The following is a 21,322-nucleotide window of genomic DNA, read 5'->3' as shown; positions in this document are numbered from 1 at the left end:
GAAGTGCAGTTTCTTCATCTAGACCTGAACATGATGCATCCCGACCTGCGCCGTCTCGACCTGAACCTGCTGCTCGTGTTCGACGCGCTGTACCGCCACCGGTCGGTCGCCGCGGCCGCGCACGAGCTCGCAATGAGCCCGTCCGCGCTGAGCCATGCGCTTGCGCGGCTGCGCGATGCGATCGGCGACGCGCTGTTCGTGCGGCTCGGCAACGAGATGCAACCGACCGTGCGCGCCGACGATATCGCCACGTGGGCCGGCGACGCGCTCGACGCGATGTCGAAGGGGCTCGCCCGCGCGCGGCGCTTCGATCCCGCGCAAAGCGACCGCACGTTCGTGTTCGCCGCGACCGACTACACGGCGTTCGCCGTGCTGCCGGCGTTCGTTGCGCGCATTCAGCACGTCGCGCCGCAGCTGCGGATTCGGGTCGTCCATTCCGACCGGAAGATTTCCGTCGACGAACTCGCGGCCGGCCGCATCGATTTCGCGCTCGGCTATCACGAGGAATCGGCAGCCGACGCGCCGGGGATCGAGGATTTCGACTGGTTCTCCGACGACTACGTCGTGATCGCGAGCGCCGCGCATCCGGACATCCGCCGGCGGCTGACGCTCGACCAGTACCTGGCGGCACGCCACGTGGTCGTCACGCCGTGGAACGAATCGCGCGGCGTCGTCGACTACGTGCTCGACCGGCTCGGCCTCGCCCGGCAGGTCGCCGTGCAGTTGCCGACCGTGCTCGCCGCGCCGTTCGTGATCGCGGAATCCGCACTCCTGATGACCGTGCCGAACCGCGCCGCGCAGGCGCTGCGGCACGCGGCGCCGATCCGCATCTTCCCCGCGCCGTTCGAGATTCCGCGCTACACGGTGAAGGTCTACTCGCACGCGAAGCATGCGCGCACCGACGCGCACCGCTGGATTCGCGCGCAATTGCTCGACGCACGGCCGGGCCCCGGCTGAAACCCGGCGCGCGTTGCAGGACGGGCGTTGCAGGCCTTGGAAAGCCGCCGCAACCGGCCGCCGATTCATTACGAATTACTTACCAATTTCGCATCTTTCGCGCTTACGCCCACACTTTTGCAACGTCAATAGTGGCAATCCTTGACCCATGCTCGAAAAATTCGTGTCTCCCTTATGGGACAAGGGTTTTCCGGTAGTTGCGAACCCTAGGCGCACCTGTTGCACACTGTGTTGCATGGCAATTTGGCGACAGGTGTTAGTCAAACAACGATTTCCGTCGCCACAAAATTGTATTTTTGCTAAATTAGTAACCAAAGTAGCAAAACGAAGTTCGTGAAATGTAGTTTAGCTTCACGACACTACAAGGAGACCCCGCAGGCCGACCCGGCTGTGCGCGGGACCGCTCAACGGCATTTCCGTCCGCTTGCCCGCGTGCTGCGCTTACCGGCCCTGCACGAGGTCTCCCTGGTTATCCCGCTTTTGCCCGGCGCTCGTCGCTTCGGGCATCTCGTGCAGTTCTGGGTTGACTTTTTGACAGGGTATGGAGGAGACGATGAAGAAAGCTTTGGTCGCGGCCGCGCTGATGGCTGCTGGGGTGGTGACGGCGCACGCGCAGAGCAGCGTCACGCTGTATGGCCGCCTGGATGCAGGCATCGAGTACATGAACGGCCTGCAAAACGGCCACCAAGTGCGCGCGGAAAGCGGCGACTGGGGCACGAGCCTGTGGGGCTTGAAGGGTAGCGAGGACATCGGTGGCGGCAACAAGGTCCTGTTCCACCTCGAAGGCGCGTTCAACACGATGACCGGCGGCTTCAGCGGCTCGATCTGGGATCGTTTTGCGACGGTCGGCATCTCGAACGACCACTACGGTACGCTGCTGTTGGGTCGTGAGCTCGCGATCGCCAACGGCGTGTGGGACTTCGACCCGTTCGGCCAGTCGGCCTGGTCGACCGCATCGCTCGTCCGCGGCCGCAACTGGAACAAGACCAGCAACAACGTGTCGTACCAGTCGCCGCAGTTCTACGGCCTCGACTTCTACGGCCAGTTCTCGTTCTCGAACTCGACCAGCTTCAACGGCAACACGACGGCCGGCCAACCGGGCCGTGCAATGGGCGGTCAGGTCACCTATACGAACTCGCTGTTCCAGTTGCGCGGCATCTACGACGAAACGCGCGACAGCAACGGCCGCTTCTCGGACGTGTTCAACTACTCGCGTGAATACTTCGCGGGCGTAAACGTGTTCCTGGGCCAGTTCAAGGTGCAGGCGGCCTACCAGGCATCGCGCGCGGACGGCAGCGGCGGCCCGGCAGTGAACGCCGGCGTTACCGGCACCCAGCAGGTCTGGGGCGGTGTGACGTGGCAAGCAACGCCGGCAGCAGCGCTGATCGCGGCCGCTTATCACGTGAACGCGAACCACGGCGGCGGCAACGCGAACATCTACACGGTCGGCGGTTCGTACAACATCTCGAAGCGCACGCTGTTCGATCTGCAGGTCGCGACGGTGCGCAACAGCAAGAACGCGAACTTCGGCCTGAACGCCAACGGCGCAGGTACGGCCGTGTCGACGGGCAACCCGAACCCGGGCGGCAGCCAGACCGGCGTCTACGCCGGTATCCAGCACCTGTTCTGATCGGGCGCTGCCGGACAACGATTCGACAACACTTTCCACGCTGCTGCGAGAGGCGCGTATCGGTGCGGTACCCAACCGGGTATCGCACCGTTTTTTATTGGCGGGCGGGCTTGGCACTCAAGGCCCGCTGCCGAATACGGCGCTCAGACGGCCGCTTCGTTCTCTTCGCCGGTGCGGATGCGGATCACGCGCTCGACGTCCGACACGAAGATCTTGCCGTCGCCGATCTTGCCGGTGCGTGCCGCGCCGATCACCGCGTCGATCACCTGGTCGACCTGCGCTTCCGCGACGACCACCTCGATCTTCATCTTCGGCAGGAAGTCGACGACATACTCGGCGCCGCGATACAGCTCGGTATGCCCCTTCTGGCGGCCGAAGCCCTTCACTTCCGTCACGGTCAGGCCCGTGAGACCCACTTCGGCGAGCGCTTCGCGGACTTCGTCCAGCTTGAACGGCTTGATGATGGCGGTGATGCGTTTCATGATGGTTGTCCCCCAATGCTCGTATGGATGAAAAATCGCGCCCCCGATTGTAAGCCCGCGAGCCGCGCACGGCTCGACGCGGCTCAATCGAGGCGCTCGGTAAAACGTGACGTGATCGGGTAGCGCCAGTCGCGCCCGAATGCGCGATGCGTGACGCGAATGCCGATCGGCGCCTGGCGGCGCTTGTATTCGTTGATCTTGATGAGCCGCGTCACGCGTTCGACGTCGGCCTGCGCATAACCGGCCGCGACGATCTCGGCGAGCGGCCGGTCTTCTTCCATGTACATCCGCATGATCGCGTCGAGCACGTCGTACGGCGGCAGGCTGTCCTGGTCGGTCTGGTTCTCGCGCAGCTCGGCCGACGGCGCGCGCGTCAGGATCCTCTCGGGAATCACGTCGCGCAGCGCATAGTCGGCGCTTTCGTTGCGATAGCGGCAAAGCCGGTACACGAGCGTCTTCGCGATATCCTTGATCACCGCGAAACCGCCGGCCATGTCGCCGTACAGCGTGCAGTAGCCGACCGCCATCTCGCTCTTGTTGCCGGTCGTCAGCACGATCGAACCGAACTTGTTCGACAGCGCCATCAGCAGCGTGCCGCGGATGCGCGCCTGGATATTCTCCTCGGTCGCGTCTTCCGCACGGCCCGCGAACTCGCCCACGAGCGACGCGCGGAACGCGTCGAACATCGGCGCGATCGCGATCTCGTCGTAGCGCACGCCGGTGCGCCGCGCCATCTCCGCCGCGTCGGTGGTCGAGATGTCGGCCGTGAAGCGCGACGGCATCATCACCGCGCGCACGCGCTCCGGCCCGAGCGCATCGCACGCGACGGCCAGCACCAGCGCCGAATCGACGCCACCCGACAGCCCGATCAGCACGCCGGGAAAACCGTTCTTGCCGATGTAGTCGCGCACGCCCGTGACGAGCGCGCGGTACACCTGCGCATCCGTCGACAGCTCGCGTGCGATCGCGCCGGGCAACGGCCGCGCGCCGTCGAATTCGACAATCGCGTGCCCTTCGTCGAACTGCGGCAGCTTCGCGACGAGCGCGCCCTGCGCGTCGAGCACGAACGAGCCGCCGTCGAACACGAGCTCGTCCTGGCCGCCGACGAGGTTCACGTACACCATCGGCAGCCCGGTCTCGCGGATCCGCGCGCGCAGGATGTCGATGCGCACCGCTTCCTTGTTCATGTGGTACGGCGAGCCGTTCGGGATCAGCAGCACCTGCGCGCCGGCCGCCTTCGCGATCTGCGCGGCCGATGCATGCCACGCGTCCTCGCAGATGATCACGCCGTATTTCACGCCGTTCAGCTCGAACACGAGCGGCTCGGCGTCCGTCGCGAAATAGCGCTTCTCGTCGAACACCTCGGCGTTGGGCAGATCCTGCTTGCGGTAGGTGCCGGCGATCTCGCCGCCGACGATCAGCGACACAGCGTTGAAGGTGTCGGTGGGCGGCACGCCGCGCTCGATCGGGCGGTTTGCATTACCATCGACGGCTGGCGCGCGCGAAGCGTCGCCCGGCGGATCGCCGCCCGCGCCGCGCAACGGATGGCCGACCAGCACCGCGAGCCCGTCGAACGCCTTCAGCGCATCGGCGAGCGCGTCGAGCGCGGCGGCTGCCGCCGCGTAGAACGCGGGCCGCAGCAGCAGGTCTTCCGGCGGATAGCCGGACAGCGCGAGTTCCGGCGCGACCATCAGCTGCGCACCATCGTTGTGCGCGGCGCGCGCGGCCGCGACGATCCGTGCGACGTTGCCGGCGAAATCGCCGACGGTGACGTTGATCTGGGCGAGAGCGAGTCGGGTCTTCATGACGGGATCGGCGCAGCCCGGCGGCGCGCCCTGAACGGCTGACGAAATCGTCCCGGGCGCGGGCCACGGCGGCACGCGTCCGGCAACATCCAACGTACGGATTCACGCTTGAAACACGAACGCATCGATTATCGCACGGGCATCCTGTCGTCCCCCGCGGAGGTGCCGGCCGACGAATGGAACGCGCTGCTCGCGCGCGACGCGCAGCCGACGCCGTTCCTGCGCCACGAATTCCTCGACGCGCTGCACGTCGCGCGCTGCGCGGTCGACGATACCGGCTGGTCGCCGCACTTTGTCACGCTGACCGACGAGCGCACCGGCCGCCTCGCGGCCGCCGCGCCCGTCTACGCGAAGCAGCATTCGTACGGCGAATACGTGTTCGACTGGGCGTGGGCCGACGCGTACCAGCGCAACAACCTGCCCTACTACCCGAAGCTGCTGTGCGCGGTGCCGTTCACGCCCGTGCAGGGCACGCGCCTGCTCGCGGCCGATGACGACGCGCGCCGCCGGCTCGCGGCCACGCTGCTCGCGTTCGCCGAGCAGAGCGACGTGTCGTCGCTGCACGTGCTGTTCCCCACCGGCGACGAAGCGCGGCTCCTCGAATCGATGGGGATGATGCTGCGCGAAGGCGTGCAGTTCCACTGGATCAACGACGGCTACCGCCACTTCGACGATTTCCTCGCCACGCTCGAGCAAAAGAAGCGCAAGAACATTCGCGCGGAACGGCGCAAGGTGCACGACGCGGGCGTGACGTTCCGGCGGCTCACCGGCGACCGGATCACCGACGCCGACTGGCGCTTCTTCTCGCGCTGCTACCGGCAGACCTATCGCGAGCACTTTTCGAGCCCGTACCTGAACCTCGACTTCTTCCGCGCGATCGGCGCGTCGATGCCCGAGAACCTGCTGCTCGTGATCGCGGAAGCCGACGGAAAGCCGATCGCGAGCGCGCTCGCCGTCTACCGGCGTGGCGAGCATGGCGGCGGCACGCTGTACGGCCGCTACTGGGGGGCGATCGAGCACGTGCCCTGCCTGCATTTCGAAACGGCCTACTACCAGTTGCTCGAATTCTGCATCGAGGCCGGGCTCGACACCTTCGAAGGCGGCGCGCAGGGCGAGCACAAGCTCGCGCGCGGTTTCCTGCCGACCGTCACGCACTCCGCGCACTGGCTCGCGCACCCGGCGTTCTCGGACGCGGTCGCGCGCTTTCTCGAACGCGAGACCGAGCATATCCACGCGTACGTCGACGAATTGCGCGAACACGATCCGTTCCGGCGCGGCACCGAGTAGTGGCGGCAGGCCACGCGCGAACCCGGCGCCTCGCAGCGCCGCTTCCGCGACGGACGCGGCGACCGGTGGCGTTGACGCACGCGTTTTCTGAGACACTGGCGGCTTCGCATCCCGCCGCCCTGCCATGTCCTGGTTTCTGTATCTGATCGAATGCGCCGACGACAGCGTCTACACGGGCATCACGACCGACGTTGCCGCGCGCTTCGACGAGCACGCCGCCGGCAAGGGCGCGCGCTACACGCGCTCGCGCAAGCCGCGCGCGGTGCTCGCATCGTTTCCGCTGCCCGACCGGTCGAGCGCGTCGCGCGCCGAATACTGGGTGAAGCGGCTCACGCCCGTGCAGAAGCGTGAACTGGCGGCCGGGTTGCGTACGCTGGAATCGGTGCTGCCGGTCGTGGTGACGCTCGACGAGAGCGGCGAAGCAGCCGGTTTGCAGGCGGGCACGCGTGGGCGGAAGAAGGCGAAAGCAAAGGCTGAGAACGTCGAGCGCGCGACGAAGACGGCGGAAACGGAAAAGGCTGCCGGGAAGACCGCGAAGACCGGCAAGGGCGAGAAAGCCGTCAAGGCCACAAAGACCAAACAAGCCACCAAGGCAGCCAAAGCCGCACCGGTCGCGAAACGCGCAAAGACCGACGGCGATGCAGTCGCGAAAAAGACCGCGTCGCGCGGCACACCGGCAAAAAACGACAAGCCGTCCGCATCCCCTGCGTCGAAAAGGAAAGCACCGGCCGTTGCCGGAAAGTCCGTCGCGAACGGGCGCGACAACGACGCTTCCGCACCGGCCCGCCGTCGTCCGTCGGCCACGAAATCCGACGAAGCCACCGTGGTTTCCGTTGCCCCTCGCCGCGCCAAGCGCACGCAGGGTGCAAAGGACACGCTAACCACTACCGCCTCGCCCGCTTCCACTTCCGCGCGCAAGAAAACCGCGCGCACAAAACAAAACCGCGCGACCTCCTGAGGAGACACGCGCGGTTTGCGTTTCGCACGAACCGGCCGTCGGGCCGGCACGCTGCTTACTTCTTGTAGTTCGCGGCGCCGTCGGTGATTTCCTTGTGCGCGGCTTCGATGCCGGCCCAGCCTTCGACCTTCACCCACTTGCCCTTCTCGAGCGCCTTGTATTGCTCGAAGAAGTGCTTGATCTGGTCCTTCAGGTACTCGGGCACGTCGTCGATCGACTTCAGGTTCGCCGTCATCGGGCAGACCTTGTCGTGCGGCACCGCGACCAGCTTCGCGTCGACGCCCGACTCGTCGGTCATCTGCAACATGCCCAGCACGCGCGAACGCACGATCGAGCCGGCCAGCAGCGGGAACGGCGTGATCACCAGCACGTCGACCGGATCGCCGTCGCCCGACAGCGTCTGCGGGATGTAGCCGTAGTTCACCGGATAGCGCATGCCCGTGCCGATGAAGCGGTCGACGACGAGGAGACCCAGCTCCTTGTCCGCCTCATACTTCACCGGATCGCTTTGGGCGGGAATCTCGATGATCACGTTGAAATCTTGCGGCAGGTCCTTGCCGGCCGGAACATGATTGAAGCTCATGAGCGCTCTCTGTAGGTCGATGGGAATTCGGGACAGGGCGCCGCGACCGATGCAGCGCCGCGGGCGTCCCCCAAGGGAATGCGCCATTATAGCCAATCGACCGGTGGCATCCGGGTGACGATCGGCGCGATAATCGGTTCCGGATGTCCGGCCGTCGAACGACAGGCGGCGTTGCATGGGATCGGCGGCAGCGCTGAAGCGCCGTCGCCGGTTGACCGCGAAGCATGGGACCCGAGTAAGCGCTGAAGCGCTAACAGCTTTGCGTGGGACCGGACTAAGCGCTGAAGCGCAAAGTCCGGTCGACATCGGGTCGACCGCGAAGCATGGGACCCGAGTAAGCGCTGAAGCGCTAACTCGGGTCGACAGGAGCAGGCATGGAAGAGGCTAAGCACTTCATCGCAGGCGAATGGACGTTGCCCGCGCAACTGGAAACGATCGCGGTCGTCGATCCGTCCGACGGCCAGCCGTTCGCGACGATCGCGCGCGGCACCGCGCCCGACATCGAGCGCGCGGTCGCCGCGGCCCGGGACGCATTCGCGGGCGCATGGGGCGCCGCGAGCGCCGCCGAGCGCGGCCGCGTGCTGATGCGGCTGTCGGCGCGCGTGACCGATTCGCTGGAGGAACTCGCGGCGATCGAGGCACGCGACACCGGCAAGCCGCTGAAGCAGGCGCGCGCCGACGCGGCCGCGCTCGCGCGCTACTTCGAGTTCTACGCGGGCGCCGCCGACAAGCTGCACGGCGAAACCCTTCCCTATCAGGCCGGCTACACGGTGCTGACGGTGCGCGAACCGCACGGCGTCACCGGCCACATCGTGCCGTGGAACTACCCGATGCAGATCTTCGGGCGCAGCGTCGGCGCGGCGCTCGCGGCCGGCAACGCGTGCGTCGTCAAGCCGGCCGAGGATGCGTGCCTGTCGGTGCTGCGCGTGGCCGAGCTGGCCGCCGAGGCCGGGCTGCCGGCCGGCGCGCTCAACATCGTCACCGGCTACGGCCATGAAGCCGGCGCCGCGCTCGCGCGCCATCCGGGCATCGACCACATCTCGTTTACGGGCTCGCCGGCCACCGGCAAGCTGGTCACGCAGATGGCGGCCGAGAACCACGTACCCGTCACGCTCGAACTCGGCGGCAAGTCGCCGCAGATCGTGTTCGCCGATGCCGATCTCGAAGCTGCGCTGCCGGTGCTCGTATCGGCGATCGTGCAGAACGGCGGGCAGACCTGCTCGGCCGGCAGCCGCGTGCTGATCGAGCGCGCGGTGTACGAGCCGCTCGTCGAACGGCTCGCCACCGCGTTCAACGGGCTGCGCGTCGGCCCGAGCCGCGCCGATCTCGACTGCGGCCCGCTGATCAACGCGAAACAGCAGCAGCGCGTGTGGGATTTCCTGTCCGACGCGCAGCACGACGGCATTCCGATGGCCGCGCACGGGCAGGTCGTCGCCGACGCGCCCGAAAGCGGCTTCTACCAGGCACCCGCGCTGTTGCGCGACGTGCCGCCGTCGCACCGGCTCGCGCAGGAGGAAGTGTTCGGCCCCGTGCTCGCCGCGATGCGTTTCGTCGACGAAGACGAAGCCATCGCGCTCGCGAACGGTACGCCGTACGGCCTCGTCGCGGGCATCTGGACGCGCGACGGCGCACGTCAGATGCGTCTCGCGCGGCGCCTGCGCGCGGGCCAGGTGTTCATCAACAACTATGGCGCGGGCGGCGGCGTCGAACTGCCGTTCGGCGGCGTCGGCCACTCGGGCCATGGCCGCGAGAAAGGCTTCGAGGCGCTGTACGGTTTCACGGCGTTGAAGACGATCGCGATCCGGCACGGCTGAACGCTCGGCACGCGAAACGCGGCCGGCAGCGGTTGGCCGCCTGTCGATACACGACGACTCTCATAACCAGCACAGGAGACACACCATGCGGTTGAGCGGCAAGACGGCCATCGTCACGGGCGGCGGCTCGGGTTTCGGCGAAGGCATCGCGAAGACCTACGCGCGCGAAGGCGCGAACGTCGTCGTCAACGACCTGAACGGCGCGGCGGCCGAGCGCGTCGCGAGCGAGATCGCGCTCGCCGGCGGCAAGGCGATCGCGGTGCCCGGCGACGTGTCGAAGGACGACGACTGGCGCGCGCTGCTGCAGGCCGCGCTCGACGATTTCCATTCGGTGCAGATCGTCGTGAACAACGCGGGCACCACGCACCGCAACAAGCCGGTGCTCGACGTCACGGAAGCGGAATTCGACCGCGTGTACGCCGTCAACATGAAGAGCCTGTTCTGGTGCGTGCAGACCTTCGTTCCGTACTTCCGCGAACAGGGCGGCGGCGTGTTCGTGAACGTCGCGTCGACGGCCGGCGTACGGCCGCGCCCGGGCCTCGTCTGGTACAACAGCACGAAGGGCGCGATGATCACCGCGAGCAAGTCGCTCGCGGCCGAGCTCGGCGCCGACCGCATCCGCGTGAACTGCATCAACCCCGTGCTCGGAGAAACGGCGCTGATGACCGAGTTCATGGGCTGCGAGGACACGCCCGACAACCGCCGCCGCTTCCTCGCGACGATCCCGCTCGGCCGCTTCTCGACGCCGCAGGACATCGCGAACGCGGCACTTTACCTTGCGTCCGACGAGGCCGAATTCATCACGGGCGTCTGCCTCGAGGTCGACGGCGGGCGCTGCATCTAGCCGCACCCGGCTGTTCGCACGCCGCGTCGCGATTCACCGGCCGGCACGGCATTCACGTATTGCTTCTCACGAAACCGGATCGGGCGCCGATGCGCCGGCTCCGGACTACTATAAGGACAGGAGACAACATGGCAACATCGACGCAGTCGCTGCCGGGCTCGTCCGGCGCGTTCGAGGAAGCAACCTACCGCAAGGTGTCGTGGCGGCTCACGCCGCTCCTGCTGCTGTGCTACGTGGTCGCGTATCTCGACCGCGTGAACGTCGGGTTCGCGAAGCTGCAGATGGCAAGCGACCTGAACCTGAGCGACACCGTCTACGGGCTCGGCGCCGGGATCTTCTTCTTCGGCTATTTCCTGTTCGAGGTGCCGAGCAACATCATCCTGCACAAGGTCGGCGCGCGCGTGTGGATCGCTCGGATCATGGCGACGTGGGGCGTGATCTCGATCCTGACGATGTTCGTCACGACACCCACGATGTTCTACGTGATGCGCTTCCTGCTCGGCGTCGCCGAAGCAGGCTTCTTTCCCGGCGTGATCCTCTACCTCACCTACTGGTATCCCGCGCACCGGCGCGGCCGGATGACGACCTTCTTCATGACGGCCGTCGCGCTGTCCGGCGTGATCGGCGGGCCGCTCTCGGGCTTCATCCTGAAGGCGTTCGACGGCATCAGCGGGTGGCACGGCTGGCAATGGCTGTTCCTGCTCGAAGGCATCCCGTCGGTGCTGGTCGGCGTCGTCGTGTTCCTCAAGCTCGACGACCGGATCTCGAAGGCGAACTGGCTGACCGAGGAGGAAAAGGCACTGCTCGCGCGCAACGTCGACGCGGAAGAAGCGACGAAGCAAGACCTGCCGCTCGGCGCCGTACTGGCCAGCCCGCGCGTGTTGCTGATGGCGCTCATCTACTTCTCGTTCGTGATGGGGCTCTACGGCGTCGGCTTCTGGCTGCCGACCATCATCAAGGCGACAGGCGTCACCGACACGGTCGCGATCGGCCTGCTGTCGGCGATTCCGTATGCGGCTGCAGTGATCGCGATGATCCTGATCGCGCGCAGCGCGGACAAGCACCGCGAACGCCGCTGGCACCTCGCGATTCCCGCCGCGATCGGCGCGGTCGGGCTCGTGCTGTCGGTGATCTGGGCGCATCAGACCGCGCTCGCGATGCTCGGCCTCACGCTCGCGACGATCGGCATCCTGACCACGCTGCCGCTGTTCTGGAGCCTGCCGACCGCGTTCCTCGGCGGTGCGGCCGCCGCGGCCGGCATCGCGATGATCAACTCGATCGGCAACCTCGCGGGCTTCCTGAGCCCCTACCTGATGGGCTGGCTCAAGCAGGCGACGGGCGCCAACGACGCGGGCATGTATATGCTCGCGGGGTTCCTCGTGCTCGGCGGGCTGCTCGCGCTGTCGGTGCCGAAACAGCTCGTGGACAAGTGACGCACTGCACCTAATGATCATCTCGACGGAGCCAACCCGCATGCACCACCGAATCATTGAAGCAGCCGGCACCCGCGTGCTGGTCCGGGACACGTCCGCCCAGGTCTTGCAGCGGGAAAGCGATGCGCTGGACCTCGTCGCGCTCGCGCACGAACATGAAGTCGACTGGATCGCGGTCCCCGCCGACGCGCTGCATGACGATTTCTACCGGCTCGAAAGCGGGCTCGCGGGCGCAATGCTGCAGAAATTCGTCAACTACGGCTTGCGACTCGGCGTGATCGGCGACATCGACCGCTGGGTCGCGCGCAGCGAAGCGTTCCATGCCCTCGTGCGCGAATCCAATCGCGGGCGGTCGGTGTGGTTCGTCGCGTCCGAAGACGACCTGCTGCGCAAGCTCGACGCGTAGCGATACTGCACGCGGCGGATCGCATCCGTCGTCCGATGCCGGCCGACCGCCGGCAGCAGGATAAAAAAGCCCCGAAGCCAGAAGGCGTTCGGGGCTTTTTTCGCGGAGCGGCAAGCAGCCGCGCCGCCCGCGTCAGACCACGGTGATCGCAAGCGCGCTTTCGCGGTAGTGCTTCGCGGCCTTGTCGGTTTCGCCGAGATGCTCGAACAGGCGCGCGAGCGCACGGTGCGCACGCACCTTCAGCGCTTCGTTGTCGGCCAGCTTCAGCGCCGATTCGAGGAACGACTGCGCCTTGCCCCACAACTGCTGCTGCTGGCAGAGGCGGCCGAGCGCGAACAGCAGGTCGGCATCTTCCGGGTGATCCTTCTTCCACCCTTCGGCCTTCTGGATCAGCGGCAGCGCATCGGCGCCGGCCGTGTCCGGGTAACGACGCAGCAGGCGCGCGTCCCAGTTGTGCGCGAGCGCTTCCTCGACGATGCGGCGCGCTTCGTTGCGACGCTCGAGCGCCACCAGCAGGTCGGCCGCGAGATCGGCGAGACGCGGCGACTGGCGCTCGACCGGCGACAGCGACTGCCACACCTCGAGCAGCGCGTCGGGGTCGTGCCGGCGTTCACGCAGCAGGTTTTCCGCGGCCTGCTGGCGCAGCCGCACGGCCGCGGCCGGATGCAGCGCCTCGCGCTTCTCGAGCGCCTTCGCGAGCTTCAGCACTTCGGCCCAGTTCTTCAACTGCTGCTGTGCGCGCAGCGCAACCTGCTGCGCATGGATGCGCTTGCCGCCCGCCTGCAAGTCGGCCAGCGCGGCGAGCGCACCGTCGGCATCGCGTGCGTCCGCGCGCATGTCGGCCGCGGCGAGCAGCCGTGCATCCTGCCACTCGGGCGCGTCGACCTTCGACAGCCAGTCGTCGCGGCGCGTGTACTCGTGCATCCGGTGCGCGGCGGTGGCCGCGACGAGACTCGCCGCGCCTAGGTTCGCGTCGACCGACAGTGCCTCACGCGCGGCCTTTTCCGCACGCGAGAAACGGCCCGCATACAGGTTCGCGATTGCATCGCGCAACGACGCCTGCGCCTTCTCGTTGCGCGAACGCGCGCGATACGCGGCGACCCGCTGCGGCATGCGCCAGATGTTGCGCACGATGCGCAGCAGCGCATACACGACGATGAACAGCACGACGATGGCGATCACGAACAGGTTCAGCGACACGTCGACCCGGTACGGCGGATAGACGAGCAGCACCTGCCCCGCGTCGAAATGCCCGACGGTGGCGAGCGCCGCGGCGATCGCGAACAGGACCGCGAGCCAGACGATTCCTCGAAGCGTCATCGTTACCCCCGGCTCTTGAACTGCTGAACGGCGTTCAGGCTCGTGTTCAGGTTCGGCACCGCGACCGTCAGCGATGCGCCGTCAACCTGCTTGAGCAGATCCTCGACGGTCTGCGTGTCCTTCGATGCCTGATCGAAATACTTCCCGAGCGACGCCTGCGCGGCGTGCAGGTCGGCCTTCATCGCGCTGTCGTTGCGCGCGAGCAGCGACAGCCGCGCGGTGAGCAGGCGCAGCTTCACGTTCTCGCGCACGAAGTAGCCCTGGTCGGGCGACGCGAGCATCGCGTCCGCGTTGTCGATCCGGCGCACCTGTACGAGGCCCTTCAACTGCTGGCCGAGACCGGCCGAGAAGTCGTGCCACCACACCTTCCAGCGCGGCTCGCCGGCCACGGCCGACGCCGCGGCGTCGACCGGTGCGGCCTTCGGCGCCTCGTGCGGCACGATCGCCTCGCCGGACAACGGCAGCGCGTCGATCTTGCCGATCGCGTCGTCGAGCTTGATCGCGAGGCCGGTGAGATCGGCCGCCGGCGCGGCCTTCAGCTTCTCGATGTCCAGCGCGAGCGCCTTGCGCACCGTGACGGCCTGCGCGCTCTGCGACGTCGCGAGACGCGCGTCGGCGTTCTGCAGCGCGATCAGCGCGAGTTGCGTGTTGCCCGTCAGTTGAAGCTGCTGGCTCGCGCTCGACAGCATCTGGTCGACTTCCTCGAGCATCCACGCATCGCGGTTGCGCGACAGGTCCTGGTATTGCTGCTGCAGCGCCTGCTGCGCGCTCTGCGCGTCGGCGAGCTTGCCGTCGAGCTGCGCGAGCTGTGTGTCGACCTGATGCGTGCTCGCGAGCGCCTGCTCGGTTTTCATGCGCGTTTCGGCCGTCTGCGCGTCGAGCGCCTTCTGGCGCGTGACGAACGAGCCGTCGAGCCGGTCGATCTTGCGGTTCAGCGCATAGCCGCCGACACCCGCCGCGCAGCCGAGCACGACGACGACGAACCACAGCAGCGCGCTGCCGCCGCGGCGCGCGGGCGGTTCGGACGCCATGTACGGGGGTCGAGACGGCGGTGCGGATGCAGCGGCCGGCTGGGAAGCGACGCTTTTGGAATCGTTGGTATCTGTCATGCGTTTAGTCACCGGTGCGGCTGTCGCCGGTTGGACGGCCTCGGCGGCCATCGTTCGAAACGCGCGGACGATGCGCTCATCGCCCGCGCCGGTCAGCGTAATCCTATCAAAACCCAATGTCCGCGCGGTCTGCTCGATGCGCGGGTGCGGCGTCACGAGCGGCGCATGCTTCAGCGCATCGATCTCTGCATCGTTCAGGTGCGCCCGCGCGAGTTCGTGCAGGTTGCGCACGCCTTCCGAGCTCGTGACGAGCCACGCATGCGGTGCGCCGTCGAGCAGCGCATGCACGCGCTCCCATGCGCCGACGCGCGGCTCGGGCACGACGCGCCGGTACGCGGCAACCAGCGTCACGTCCGCGCCGGCCTCGCGCAGCCGGTCGGCGAGCCATTCGCGCCCGCCGTCGCCGCGCACGATCAGCACGCGCTTGCCTGCCAGCGCCTGCGCGCCGCCGAATGCAGCCTCGATGCACGCGAACAGGCTTTCCGAATCGTAATGGGGCACGCCACCGTCGGCCGGCGCCTGCGGCGCGATCACGCGATGCGCGGGCGCCGCGATGCCGTGACGCTCGAGCGCCGCGACACTGCCGGGCCCGACCACGCCGACTGGCAGCGCGTTCGGCCAGATCGCGCCGTACTGCGCGAGCGCGCGGTCGATCGCGTTCGGCGACACGAAAATCACGAGCGCGTAGTCGGCAAGCGCCGCGAACGCGGCGTCGAGCGGCGCCGGATCGTCGACCGGCGCGATGTCGATCAGCGGGAATTCGAGCACGTCGCAACCGGCGTCGGCCAGTTGCGCGGCGAGCGTGTCCGACTGGCCGTCCGGGCGCGTCAGGACGGCGGTGAACGCGCGCGCGCCGCCCACCATCAGGCGTCGCCCTTGCCGGCCGGCGAGCCGGCGGCGAGCAGTGCGCGGACGATGTCGAGCGCACCTTGCTCCTCGAGATCGTCGGACACCGCGCGGCCGAGCGCGAGCGCATCGGCGACGGTCACGACCGCACCGCACTCCTCGGCCGTCAGCACGCGCTTGCCGTCGGTCGTCGACACGCGGCCCGTCAGATACAGTTCGCCCGCGCGCCACACCGCGTGCGCGGCGAGCGGCACCTCGCAGCTGCCGCCGAGCGCGCGCGACACCATCCGCTCGGCCTCGACCGCGAGCGCGGTCTGCCGGTCGTGCAGCGGCGCGAGCCAGGCCGCGACGTCGTCGCGGTGCGCCGCGATCTCGATGCCGAGTGCGCCCTGGCCGGCCGCGGGCGGGCTCGCATCGACGTCGAGCAGCGCGCGGATCCGCGCTTCGAGGCCGAGACGCTTCAGGCCGGCGGCCGCGAGGATGATCGCCGCGTAGTCGCCGCGGTCGAGTTTCGAGAGGCGCGTGTCGAGGTTGCCGCGCAGCGGCAGCACGTCGAGATGCGGATAGCGCGCGCGCAGCATCGCCTCGCGGCGCAGGCTCGACGTGCCGACGACCGCGCCGGCCGGCAGCGCGTCGAGCGACGCGTAGTCGTTCGACACGAACGCGTCGCGCGGATCCTCGCGCTCCATGATCGCGGCGAGCGAGAAGCCGTCGGGCAGCGACATCGGCACATCCTTCAGCGAATGCACGGCGAGATCGGCGCGGCCGTCGGCCAGCGCGCTCTCCAGTTCCTTCACGAACAGGCCCTTGCCGCCGACCTTCGACAGCGTGCGATCGAGAATCTGATCGCCCCGGGTCGTCATCCCGAGGATTTTCACGTCACAAGCTGGATATAATTCGCGCAGCGCATCACGCACATGTTCGGCTTGCCACATCGCCAGGCGGCTCTCGCGCGAAGCAATCGTCAACGTCGCGGGCGGCTGTGCCTGTTGCGGCCCGGCCGCAAGGGTCTCGGAATTCATTGCTGGAACATCGAAGGACGGGATTGAAGATCGAACAATGGTAGCACGCACGCCCCGGCCCGCCCGGGCCCGGAGCCTGCGCCCGACCGGCCCCTGCGCGGGTCGCGGCGCCGATGTGCGGATGTGCCGCACGTAGCTGGTTGCTTGACCGCAGTTCCCGCAGTTTTCGCAGTTCCTTTTGACTCGAGCTTTCCCAAGGAAACCCATCGTGAAGTCTTCCGGATCGGCGCGTACGGCGCGCCGCAATGCTGCCCAGTCCTCCTCCGACGCCCCGACGGGCACTGTCGCCACCGCCGCGAACGGCCGTGCGAAAACGGCAACGAAACCGAAAGACCCGATACGTCAGACAAAACGCGTGACGAAAACCGCCGGCCCCGCTGCCCGCACGGCCGGCGCGCCGAAGTCCGGCACGCGCACGCGCGAGGACAAGGACGGCCCGCTGTTCGAGGACATCCGCTTCCTCGGCCGCCTGCTCGGCGACGTCGTGCGCGAACAGGAAGGCGACACCGTGTTCGACGTCGTCGAGACGATCCGCCAGACCGCGGTCAAGTTCCGCCGCGAGGACGACAGCGAAGCCGCGCAGACGCTCGAGAAGAAACTGCGCAAGCTGACGCCCGAGCAGACAGTGAGCGTCGTGCGCGCGTTCAGCTATTTCTCGCATCTCGCGAACATCGCGGAAGACCGCCACCACAACCGCCGCCGCCGCATCCACGCGCTGGCCGGCTCCGCGCCGCAGCCCGGCACGGTCGCGTACGCGCTCGAGCAGTTGAAGACGACCGGCAACGCGTCGAAGCGCCTGCTGCAGCGCTTCTTCGACGATGCGCTGATCGTGCCGGTGCTGACCGCGCACCCGACCGAAGTGCAGCGCAAGAGCATCCTCGACGCGCAGCACGACATCGCGCGCCTGCTCGCCGAACGCGACCAGGAGCTGACCGCGCGCGAGCGCCAGTACAACGAATCGATGCTGCGCGCGCGCGTGACCGCGCTGTGGCAGACGCGCATGCTGCGCGACGCGCGCCTGACGGTCGGCGACGAGATCGAGAACGCGCTGTCGTACTACCGCGCGACCTTCCTCGACGAGCTGCCCGCGCTGTACGGCGACATCGAGGCCGCGCTCGCCGAGCACGGCCTGTCCGCGCGGGTGCCCGCGTTTTTCCAGATGGGCAGCTGGATCGGCGGCGATCGCGACGGCAACCCGAACGTGACCGCGCCGACGCTCGACGAGGCGATCAACCGCCAGGCCGCGGTGATCCTCGAGCACTATCTGGAACAGGTGCACAAGCTGGGCGCCGAGCTGTCGGTGTCGAACCTGCTCGTCGGCGCGAACGACGCCGTGAAGGCGCTCGCGGCGGCATCGCCCGACCAGTCGCCGCACCGTGTCGACGAACCGTATCGCCGCGCGCTGATCGGCATCTACACGCGGCTCGCCGCGAGCGCGCGCGTGCGTGTGGGCGAAGGCACGGTGCCCGTGCGCAGCGCGGGCCGCGGCGCGCCGCCCGTGCGCGCGATCCCGTATGCGGATTCCGAAGCGTTCGTCGCCGACCTGAAGGTGCTGACCGCGTCGCTCGACGAACACCACGGCACGTCGCTCGCCGCGCCGCGCCTCGCGCCGCTCGTGCGTGCGGCCGAAGTATTCGGCTTCCATCTCGCGAGCATCGACCTGCGCCAGAGCTCCGACATCCATGAAGCCGTGGTCGCCGAGCTGTTCGCGCGCGCGGGCGTCGAGGCCGACTACGCGGCGCTCGCCGAGGAAGACAAGCTGCGCGTGCTGCTCGCCGCGCTCGCCGATCCGCGCCCGCTGCGCTCGCCGTACATCGAATACTCGGCGCTCGCGCAGAGCGAACTCGGCGTGTTCGAAAAGGCGCGCGACGTGCGCGCGCAATTCGGCGCCCGCGCCGTGCGCAACTACATCATTTCGCATACGGAAACCGTCAGCGACCTCGTCGAGGTGCTGCTGCTGCAGAAGGAGACGGGGCTGCTCGAAGGCACGCTCGGCGTACCGGGCAGCCATGCGAGGAACAGCCTGATGGTGATCCCGCTGTTCGAGACGATCCCCGACCTGCGCGATGCGTCGCGCATCATGCGCGAATACTTCGCGCTGCCGGGCATCGATGCGCTGATCGCGCACCAGGGTGCCGAGCAGGAAGTGATGCTCGGCTACTCGGACAGCAACAAGGACGGCGGCTTCCTCACGTCGAACTGGGAGCTGTATCGCGCGGAACTCGCGCTCGTCGACCTGTTCCGCGACCGCAAGATCACGCTGCGGCTGTTCCACGGCCGCGGCGGCACGGTCGGCCGCGGCGGCGGCCCGACCTACCAGGCGATCCTGTCGCAGCCGCCGGGCACCGTGAACGGCCAGATCCGCCTGACCGAACAGGGCGAGGTGATCGCGAGCAAGTTCGCGAACCCCGAGATCGGCCGGCGCAACCTCGAGACGGTCGTCGCCGCGACGCTCGAGGCATCGCTGCTGCCGCAATCGAACGCCCCCGCGCAACTGCCCGCGTTCGAGGCCGCAATGCAGACGCTGTCCGACTCGGCGATGGCCGCGTACCGCGCGCTCGTCTACGAAACGCCGGGCTTCACCGACTACTTCTTCTCGTCGACGCCGATCACCGAGATCGCCGAGCTGAACATCGGCAGCCGTCCGGCCTCGCGCAAACTGCAGGATCCGAAGCAGCGCAAGATCGAGGATCTGCGCGCGATTCCGTGGGGCTTCTCGTGGGGCCAGTGCCGGCTGCTGCTGACGGGCTGGTACGGCTTCGGCAGCGCCGTGAGCGCGTATCTCGACGGCGCGCCGGACGACGCCGAGCGCACGAAGCGCGTCGCGCTGCTGAAGAAGATGAACAAGACCTGGCCGTTCTTCGCGAACCTGCTGTCGAACATGGACATGGTGCTCGCGAAGACCGATCTCGCGGTCGCGTCGCGCTACGCGCAACTCGTCGCCGACCGCAAGCTGCGCAAGCACGTGTTCGAGCGGATCGTCGCGGAATGGGAGCGCACGTCGCAGGCCCTCGCGGAAATCACGGGACACGAAGGCCGTCTCGCGACCAACCCGCTGCTCGCGCGCTCGATCACGAACCGCTTCCCGTATCTCGATCCGCTGAATCACCTGCAGGTCGAGCTGATCAAGCGTCACCGCGCGGGCGACACGAACGCGCGGCTGCGCCGCGGGATTCACCTGACGATCAACGGGATCGCGGCCGGCCTGCGCAACACGGGCTGATCCGCATGCGGCGCGGGCCTGCACCGCGCCAACCGGCATCGCGAAAGCCGCGATACGCCACCGTGCCTACGGTGCGTATCGCGGCTTTTTTCATCGGACGTGAAACGCGCCGGCGAGCCGCGTCGCCCGGTCAGCGCGCGTCGATCAGCAGCGCGTCGTGCTCGAACGAACCGTCGGGCCGCACCGCGTAATAACCGCGCACCTCGTCGGGCGCATGCGCCCACAGCGCGCGAATGCCGGCGACGCTGTCGGCCGGCGTGCGGATGCGCTCGACCCACGTGTCGAAATCGATCGGCAACCGCCAGCGGCTGTGCACCTGTGCGTCGAAGCCCGCGTCGCGGAACATTGTGAGCCACTCGTCGGCGCGGTAATCGCGCACGTGCGATGCGTCGCGCAGCACTTCCGCGGCCTGCAGGTACGTGTCGAGCAGCGGATGATCGTTGCCCGCGATGTCGATCATCAGCACGCGGCCGCCCGGTTTCAGCACGCGGCGCACCTCGGCGAGCGCCGCGTGCATGTCGTGCCAGTGGTGCGCGCTCATCCGGCTCACGACCCAGTCGAACGTCGCGGTGTCGAACGGCAGCCGTTCCGCCGGGCCCTGCTGCGTGCGGATGTTCGCGAGCCCGCGCTCGCGCGCGGCCGCGTCGACGGTCGCGAGCATCGGCGCGGCGAGATCGTATGCGACCACGTCGCGCACGTGCGGCGCGACCGCGAAGCTCGCGTGACCGGCACCGCAGCCGAGGTCGAGCACCGCGGCATCGGGCGTCGCGCGCACCGCGTCGGCGAGCGTCTGCAGATCGGCACCCGTCGCGTGGACCGTGCTCGTCAGATAGGCGGCGGCCGTCGTGCCGAATGCGTCGGCGACCTGGTCGTGGTGTTTCATCGTTCGCTCCTTTGTGCAGTCGACCGGAGTAAGCGCTTCAGCGCCGCTCCGGCCCCATGCACGCGTTTTGTGGGACGCCCGCTGCCTGCCAGCGCGCGAGCCGCTACAATAGGCCTGCGTTTGTACCAGTACAAGTTAAGCAGTTATTCTGGTATTCGATACACCTGTCTGATTTTTGCCGCGTCCTCGCTTCCACTTCGCCGTTTCCGCATGAACCACCCGTCCTCCGCCCCCGTCCCGCCGCTCGACGCCACGCCCGCCCGCGCGCTCGGCGAATTCATCCGTGCCCATCGCGAGCGGCTGTCGCCGCAGGCCGTCGGCCTGCCGCCCGGCCCGCGCCGCCGCACGCCGGGGCTGCGGCGCGAGGAAGTCGCGCAACTGTGCGGCGTCAGCCCGACCTGGTACACGTGGATCGAACAGGGCCGCCCCGTGTCGGCGTCGGCCGACGCGCTCGCGCGGATCGCCGTCGCGCTGCAACTGTCGAAGGCCGAGCGCGCGTACCTGTTCGAGCTGGCCGCGCAGCGCGACCCGGCCGAGCCCGACGTCGCGGGCGGCGACCTGCCGCCGACGCTCGCCGCGACCGTCGCGGCGATCGCGACGCCCGCGTACGTGCTCGACCGGCAATGGAACGCGCTCGCGTGGAACGCGCCGGCCGCCGCGCTGTTTTCCGGCTGGCTCGACGGCGAGCACGACCGCAACCTGCTGCGCTTCACGTTCATG

17 protein-coding genes are annotated in these 21,322 nt (G+C 68.1%); 10 read left to right on the top strand and 7 right to left on the bottom strand.

Annotation, left to right across the window (positions count from 1 at the left end; translation table 11 throughout):
• Positions 1 to 30 precede the first annotated feature (30 nt).
• Positions 31 to 957: a LysR family transcriptional regulator gene (locus VL15_RS24990; RefSeq protein WP_048249185.1), complete on the top strand. Its 927-nt coding sequence runs from the start codon at positions 31 to 33 to the stop codon at positions 955 to 957.
• Between the two features lie 553 nt (positions 958 to 1,510).
• Positions 1,511 to 2,587, top strand: a complete 1,077-nt coding sequence (locus VL15_RS24985) for a porin (RefSeq protein ID WP_048249184.1) — start codon at positions 1,511 to 1,513, stop codon at positions 2,585 to 2,587.
• Between the two features lie 143 nt (positions 2,588 to 2,730).
• On the opposite strand, the gene VL15_RS24980 is transcribed toward VL15_RS24985, so the two are convergent.
• Both VL15_RS24980 and VL15_RS24975 read right to left on the bottom strand, forming a co-directional pair.
• A complete protein-coding gene (locus VL15_RS24980; protein WP_006398637.1) occupies positions 2,731 to 3,069 on the bottom strand; it encodes a P-II family nitrogen regulator in 339 nt (112 codons plus the stop codon).
• A gap of 83 nt (positions 3,070 to 3,152) precedes the next feature.
• The gene (locus VL15_RS24975) at positions 3,153 to 4,874 is read right to left on the bottom strand and encodes an NAD+ synthase (protein ID WP_048249407.1); all 1,722 of its coding nucleotides are present in this window, start codon (positions 4,872 to 4,874) and stop codon (positions 3,153 to 3,155) included.
• 108 nt (positions 4,875 to 4,982) lie between these two features.
• On the opposite strand from VL15_RS24975, the gene VL15_RS24970 reads away from it, so the two are divergent.
• Positions 4,983 to 6,161, top strand: coding sequence for a GNAT family N-acetyltransferase (locus VL15_RS24970; RefSeq protein ID WP_048249183.1), 1,179 nt, complete (start codon positions 4,983 to 4,985; stop codon positions 6,159 to 6,161).
• Between the two features lie 124 nt (positions 6,162 to 6,285).
• On the top strand, positions 6,286 to 7,119 hold the full coding sequence (locus VL15_RS24965; protein ID WP_048249182.1) for a GIY-YIG nuclease family protein: 834 nt from the start codon (positions 6,286 to 6,288) through the stop codon (positions 7,117 to 7,119).
• A 55-nt stretch (positions 7,120 to 7,174) separates the two neighbouring features.
• Here VL15_RS24965 and ppa read toward each other — a convergent pair whose 3' ends face one another.
• On the bottom strand, positions 7,175 to 7,702 hold the full coding sequence (gene ppa / locus VL15_RS24960) for an inorganic diphosphatase (RefSeq protein ID WP_011352863.1): 528 nt from the start codon (positions 7,700 to 7,702) through the stop codon (positions 7,175 to 7,177).
• 374 nt (positions 7,703 to 8,076) lie between these two features.
• On the opposite strand from ppa, the gene VL15_RS24955 reads away from it, so the two are divergent.
• From VL15_RS24955 to VL15_RS24940, 4 genes are all read left to right on the top strand, one after another.
• The gene (locus tag VL15_RS24955) at positions 8,077 to 9,516 is read left to right on the top strand and encodes an aldehyde dehydrogenase family protein (protein WP_048249181.1); all 1,440 of its coding nucleotides are present in this window, start codon (positions 8,077 to 8,079) and stop codon (positions 9,514 to 9,516) included.
• An 85-nt stretch (positions 9,517 to 9,601) separates the two neighbouring features.
• Positions 9,602 to 10,360, top strand: coding sequence for an SDR family oxidoreductase (locus tag VL15_RS24950; RefSeq protein ID WP_048249180.1), 759 nt, complete (start codon positions 9,602 to 9,604; stop codon positions 10,358 to 10,360).
• A 128-nt stretch (positions 10,361 to 10,488) separates the two neighbouring features.
• A complete protein-coding gene (locus tag VL15_RS24945; protein ID WP_048249179.1) occupies positions 10,489 to 11,793 on the top strand; it encodes an MFS transporter in 1,305 nt (434 codons plus the stop codon).
• A gap of 40 nt (positions 11,794 to 11,833) precedes the next feature.
• Positions 11,834 to 12,199, top strand: coding sequence for a DUF4180 domain-containing protein (locus VL15_RS24940; RefSeq protein WP_048249178.1), 366 nt, complete (start codon positions 11,834 to 11,836; stop codon positions 12,197 to 12,199).
• Between the two features lie 132 nt (positions 12,200 to 12,331).
• Here the strand turns inward: VL15_RS24940 and VL15_RS24935 are convergent, their stop codons facing one another.
• From VL15_RS24935 to hemC, 3 genes are read right to left on the bottom strand one after another with little or no spacing between them, the layout of a single operon-like run.
• Positions 12,332 to 13,519 carry a heme biosynthesis protein HemY gene (locus VL15_RS24935; protein WP_048249177.1) on the bottom strand — a complete coding sequence of 396 codons (1,188 nt, stop codon included), beginning with the start codon at positions 13,517 to 13,519 and terminating at the stop codon, positions 12,332 to 12,334.
• Between the two features lie 2 nt (positions 13,520 to 13,521).
• Positions 13,522 to 15,492 carry a fused uroporphyrinogen-III synthase HemD/membrane protein HemX gene (hemDX, locus tag VL15_RS24930; protein ID WP_048249176.1) on the bottom strand — a complete coding sequence of 657 codons (1,971 nt, stop codon included), beginning with the start codon at positions 15,490 to 15,492 and terminating at the stop codon, positions 13,522 to 13,524.
• Positions 15,492 to 16,496: a hydroxymethylbilane synthase gene (hemC, locus tag VL15_RS24925; RefSeq protein WP_048249175.1), complete on the bottom strand. Its 1,005-nt coding sequence runs from the start codon at positions 16,494 to 16,496 to the stop codon at positions 15,492 to 15,494. The genes hemDX and hemC overlap by 1 nt, the downstream gene beginning before the upstream one ends.
• Positions 16,497 to 16,704: 208 nt before the next feature.
• On the opposite strand from hemC, the gene ppc reads away from it, so the two are divergent.
• Complete coding sequence (gene ppc / locus VL15_RS24920) at positions 16,705 to 19,719, top strand: phosphoenolpyruvate carboxylase (protein WP_048249174.1); 3,015 nt, start codon at positions 16,705 to 16,707, stop codon at positions 19,717 to 19,719.
• A gap of 130 nt (positions 19,720 to 19,849) precedes the next feature.
• Here the strand turns inward: ppc and VL15_RS24915 are convergent, their stop codons facing one another.
• Positions 19,850 to 20,602 carry a class I SAM-dependent methyltransferase gene (locus tag VL15_RS24915; protein WP_048249173.1) on the bottom strand — a complete coding sequence of 251 codons (753 nt, stop codon included), beginning with the start codon at positions 20,600 to 20,602 and terminating at the stop codon, positions 19,850 to 19,852.
• A gap of 210 nt (positions 20,603 to 20,812) precedes the next feature.
• Here VL15_RS24915 and VL15_RS24910 point away from each other — a divergent pair.
• Positions 20,813 to 21,322, top strand: a 510-nt coding sequence (locus tag VL15_RS24910; protein WP_048249405.1) for a helix-turn-helix domain-containing protein, incomplete at its 3' end; no start/stop codon positions are given.

The organism is Burkholderia cepacia (genome assembly GCF_001039005.1).
GTDB lineage: Bacteria > Pseudomonadota > Gammaproteobacteria > Burkholderiales > Burkholderiaceae > Burkholderia > Burkholderia theae.
This window is presented reverse-complemented; position numbering and strand designations above follow the sequence as displayed.